Annotated in this window: 5 protein-coding genes and 1 other annotated feature; all 5 genes read right to left on the bottom strand. The window is 52.6% G+C overall.

Going from position 1 to position 4,402, the window contains the following annotated elements; translation table 11 throughout:
• The coding region (locus tag B3W37_RS16665; protein ID WP_483176488.1) for an ATP phosphoribosyltransferase regulatory subunit at positions 1 to 319 on the bottom strand (319 nt) is incomplete at its 3' end.
• A 57-nt stretch (positions 320 to 376) separates the two neighbouring features.
• A complete protein-coding gene (hemZ, locus tag B3W37_RS16660; RefSeq protein WP_483176487.1) occupies positions 377 to 1,864 on the bottom strand; it encodes a coproporphyrinogen dehydrogenase HemZ in 1,488 nt (495 codons plus the stop codon).
• Between the two features lie 75 nt (positions 1,865 to 1,939).
• Positions 1,940 to 2,548 carry a prephenate dehydratase gene (locus B3W37_RS16655; protein WP_483168551.1) on the bottom strand — a complete coding sequence of 203 codons (609 nt, stop codon included), beginning with the start codon at positions 2,546 to 2,548 and terminating at the stop codon, positions 1,940 to 1,942.
• Positions 2,548 to 3,387, bottom strand: a complete 840-nt coding sequence (aroF, locus tag B3W37_RS16650) for a 3-deoxy-7-phosphoheptulonate synthase (RefSeq protein ID WP_483168552.1) — start codon at positions 3,385 to 3,387, stop codon at positions 2,548 to 2,550. The genes B3W37_RS16655 and aroF overlap by 1 nt, the downstream gene beginning before the upstream one ends.
• Positions 3,388 to 3,527: 140 nt before the next feature.
• Positions 3,528 to 3,895: a binding site (T-box leader), on the bottom strand.
• 84 nt (positions 3,896 to 3,979) lie between these two features.
• Positions 3,980 to 4,402, bottom strand: a 423-nt coding sequence (locus tag B3W37_RS16645; RefSeq protein ID WP_483176486.1) for an MBL fold metallo-hydrolase, incomplete at its 5' end; no start/stop codon positions are given.

Here is a 4,402-nt window from a genome sequence, read left to right as displayed (position 1 = left end):
AATAGAACCACTTTACCGGCAGCAATCCCGCATGTGCGCTGTGTTCTATCAAGGCGCGGGCGCAACTGGCCGTCATCTCCGGCCTGAGAGTAAGACTGCGCCCGGATTTATCAAAAAAGGTATACATCTCTTTGCTGACGATATCGGTTCCTTCCCCGACTCCCCGCTCAAAAAGTTCAGTGTGTTCAAAAAGCGGGGTGCGGATCTCCTGATAGCCATACAGCCGGGCAACCTCTTTGAGGCTGTCTTCCAGGGCCTGCCAGTTTCCGGAAACCGGAGGCAGAGTATCGTATGTGCCCCGAGGGGCTTTGATGGGCATAATATCCTCCAGAATTATCAAAATTGGGTAGAATAATGGTCATTGTCATGGATAATTCTAATTTAATGCCCTAAGCTTGTCAACTTTACGAGAGATTAGCTGTTCCACGGTCTGGCAGTATGCCGCGGGGTTTTTGGGGTTGTAAAACGACTCCAGACTGCCTGCCTTGAGATCAATGAATTTGCTGCCGGCCCCTCCGCCCAACCCGATAATGGTCTGCCTCTCCTCTATCATTTGAATATTGTAAAGGCAGAAGGATCCAGGCCTGGCGTAACCCAGATTCTCCATACTGGCTTTCATATATTTTTGCCTATACAGGTAATAGGGTACAAAACCAGCCCCGCGCAGCAAGTCACTGAATAGTTCCACCCCGGCTTCGACCTGCCTGGTTCTCTCCTGCGGGGTAATCCCGTTTTCCTTCTCAGCCATAAGAGAACCCTTCTTTAAAGCCAGGGTATGGACCGTGATGTTGTCTGGTTCTAATCTGAGAATTTGTTGTGCTGTGTTCGTGTTTTCGGTCAGGCCTTCCCCAGGAAGACCTATGATTACGTCCATATTGATTTTTTCGATTCCGACTTCCCTTACCCATTCAAGGGACTTAATCACTCCTTTCTGATCATGATTCCTGCCGATAACGGCCAGGGTGTTATCATTCATGGATTGAGGGTTGATGCAGATGCGGTTGACCCCGTTGGCCTTCAAAGCCCGAAGCTTGTGAAGGTCCAGGGTATCCGGCCTGCCCGCCTCTACAGTGATCTCCGCCGTTTGGGCTGTTATATAGCCGCAAGCCACGAGCTCGGCAAAAAGCCGCTCGAGATGGTAAGTGGAGAGCACTGTAGGGGTGCCCCCGCCCAGGTACACTGTTTGAACTTTTAAGCCCCGCTCTTTCAAATAGCCGGATAATGCCCTGATCTCACGGAATAGCGCCTCAAGAAAAGGGATTATTTCGGTTTCATAATTAGTCAGGACCGCCCCCGGAAACGAACAATAGTAACAGCGGGAGGGGCAATAAGGGATGCCCAGGTAAATACTGACCCATTTGCCGGCCTCATCTGCCCCGAGCAGATAAGGCCGGTTAGCCTTGGCGATCTCCACCAGCAAATGGGCCTTCTCCGGATCCAGGCGGTAGTCTGAGCCCAGGCGTTTTTCTATTTCCCGGGGGTTGAGGCCCTGGTCAAAAAGACGGTGCGCCAGTTTAACCGGCCTCATCCCGGTCAGGATGCCGTAGCGGTTGATATTCTCCCCGGTCAGCTCGCAGAGCAGGTCATAGGTAAAAGCCCGCACCTGCTGCTTAGCCCAGTTGAAGAGTCCGGCCCCGATGTCCGCCGCAATAGCGCATCTCTCCCGCCGGGTCCGGGCGCCTTGTGCAGTGTGAATCTGCGCCGCGATTACGGCCGCCTTATCATCGATATCAAGGCGCAGCTCAAGCATCAAATCCCCCTCGCCTTCCCCGCAGACGATCTCACAGCCGGGATAAGCCATGCGAACCAGTTCATGGATACTGTCATAAAGGCTGTTAGGTTCCAGTTTGAGTATGATGCGCAATTTACGCCCTCCCATTTTGCTTCATTAGACAATAATACCCGAATCTTAACCGCAGACCAAACCCGGGGGCGGCTTTCAGCGTCTGTCCCGGCATGGCCGGAAGGCAGAGGGGCGGGCCTGGCTCCGGTTGGAAAACGGCGCTTTCCTAAGGCTCTCAATATGAACGAAACAGGTGATATTTCCGGGGCGGTTGATATTATGCTGTATAATCTTCAGGCCATATAACCGAGCCGCCTGAACGCTTCCGATGGAGGCAGCCCGGCGCGGCTCCGAGCGCAGCACCTGAGCGGCTCCGGCCGTGCTGGAAAGGTGTTCCAGTTTGACCCCATTAAGCCTGAAGGCGATGAAGTCCCGGCATTGCTCCAGGGCCAGGGGATGGGAGATAACCACCTCCAGGTCCTGCAGGTCATAGGGATTACAGGCCATAAGATGCTGTGCAACCGGTATATCAATCTGTCCCTGTATAGCCAGGCGCTGTGTTTTGAAAAGCTTGAGGGTGGAGTTTACCCATCCGGTTATGGTATTGTGCAAGGGCACCAGTGCGCCTTGAACCTGGCGATCGGCCAGCAATCGGCCTATTATGTCCAAATCCTCCACAGTTGTCAGTTCCACCCCCGCCCCCCAATACCTCCGGGCGGCCTCTTCACTGAAAGTGCCACAGGGGCCTAAGACCGCATAAGCCATCAGCGCACCCTCCTTCCCATTGCCAGGGCCATGGCTTCCAGCTGACGCATCAACTGACTGAAGCCTTTGGGGGTCAGGGATTGTTCTCCGTCTGACAGGGCGCTTTCCGGCCGGGGGTGAACTTCGATCATCAATCCATCGGCGCCGGCCGCTACAGCAGCCAGTGACATAGGGGCCACCAGGCTGCGCACTCCGGTGCCGTGGCTGGGATCGACCATCACCGGTAAATGGGATAGTTGTTTGACCAGTGCTACCGCGTTCAAATCCAGGGTGTTGCGGGTCCAGGTCTCCGCACTGCGGATGCCCCGCTCGCACAGTATAACCTGGGAATTGCCTTCAGCCAGAATATACTCGGCCGCCATAAGCCATTCCTCAATGGTGGCGGAAAGCCCCCGTTTCAAGACCACCGGTTTATCAGTTTTTCCCAATTTGCGCAGCAAACTGTAGTTATACATATTGCGGGCCCCGATCTGGATGATATCTGCATATTCCAGGACCGCTTCCAGCTCTTCTCCATCCATCAATTCGGTGATTACCGGCATATTCATCTCTTCGCCTACCCTGGCCAGACATTCCAGCCCGGCCCGGCCATGACCCTGAAAGCTGTATGGGGAGGTGCGCGGCTTGTAGGCGCCGCCCCGCAGTACAACCGCACCGGCCCCCCTCACTTTGAAGGCGGTTTCACGCAAGGTGTCTTCATTTTCAATGGCACAGGGGCCGGCTATTATAGGTATTGTTTCGCCTCCGAAACAGATGTTTTTTACAACTACCCTGGTTTTGTGCCCGTTCTGACTGGCCACCAGCATTGATGAGGTTTTTTTCAGTGCAGCATTGAGCATTTGATCATCTCCTTTTTAATCAGTCTGAAGTCAGCGGTGATTTATGAAGGAGTAAACATCCCCAGGTTTGGCAGCTGTGCCGACATACCCCAATCCACCCTCTTTCGAATCGTTCCAGAAAATAAAACAGGCCTCTCTCCACAAGGGACGAGAGGCGAACTTCCCGCGGTACCACCCAATTTGCCATAAGGCCGCTTTACTATCAGGATACGGGATCTAACCTTCAGGCCTTAAAAAACAAAGGCTTCACATCCTTATGGGACGAGAAGCCTGGTGCTTACACGCAATACCACCCAATGGTTTCGGTGCCTGATGATCAGGATACAGGTTTAATCCGATATCCCCCCTCTTTTAACGGTAAGGGTTCCGCCTCGACCTACTTGCTTATGTTTCAGCCGGGTGCTCCTAAGTGAACTTCAATTTGCTTCCTCATAAGGATGCTTGCAGCCGGTGGCATCCTCTCTCTGCATGACTTCACAAACCTACTTTACTTATTCATCGCATTTTCAATATTAATAACGAGATGATAGCATACTTCAGACCGTCTGTAAAGATTGACAAGCCTTAAATATTTTAATTTTTGGACAAATGACTAGTCGCGCAGAAAAGGATTGCGCTTGCGCTCGAAACCGATCGTTGTAGCCGGCCCGTGTCCGGGATAAACCACCACATCGTCATCGTAACAAAGCAGCTTGTTCTTTATATTGGATATCAGATCCTGGTATGATCCCCCCGGGAAATCGGTGCGGCCGATGGAACCATAGAAAAGGGTATCACCGGAAAAGATAATATTGTCAGTCGCCAAACAGATTCCCCCCAGACTGTGTCCCGGGGTGTGAATCACTTCCAATTCTACCGTAGTGCCGATTTTAATAATATCGCCTTCATCTATAAAATCCTCCGCCGGGGGGCTGGTGACCTGCTGACCCATCATAAAGGAAAAATTGGACACTGCATTAGTCAGCATCTTAGCGTCATTGCGATGAATCAAAACCCTGGCTCCGGTGGCGTCTTT

The sequence above is a fragment of the Syntrophomonas sp. UBA5494 genome (assembly GCF_002426325.1).
This window is presented reverse-complemented; position numbering and strand designations above follow the sequence as displayed.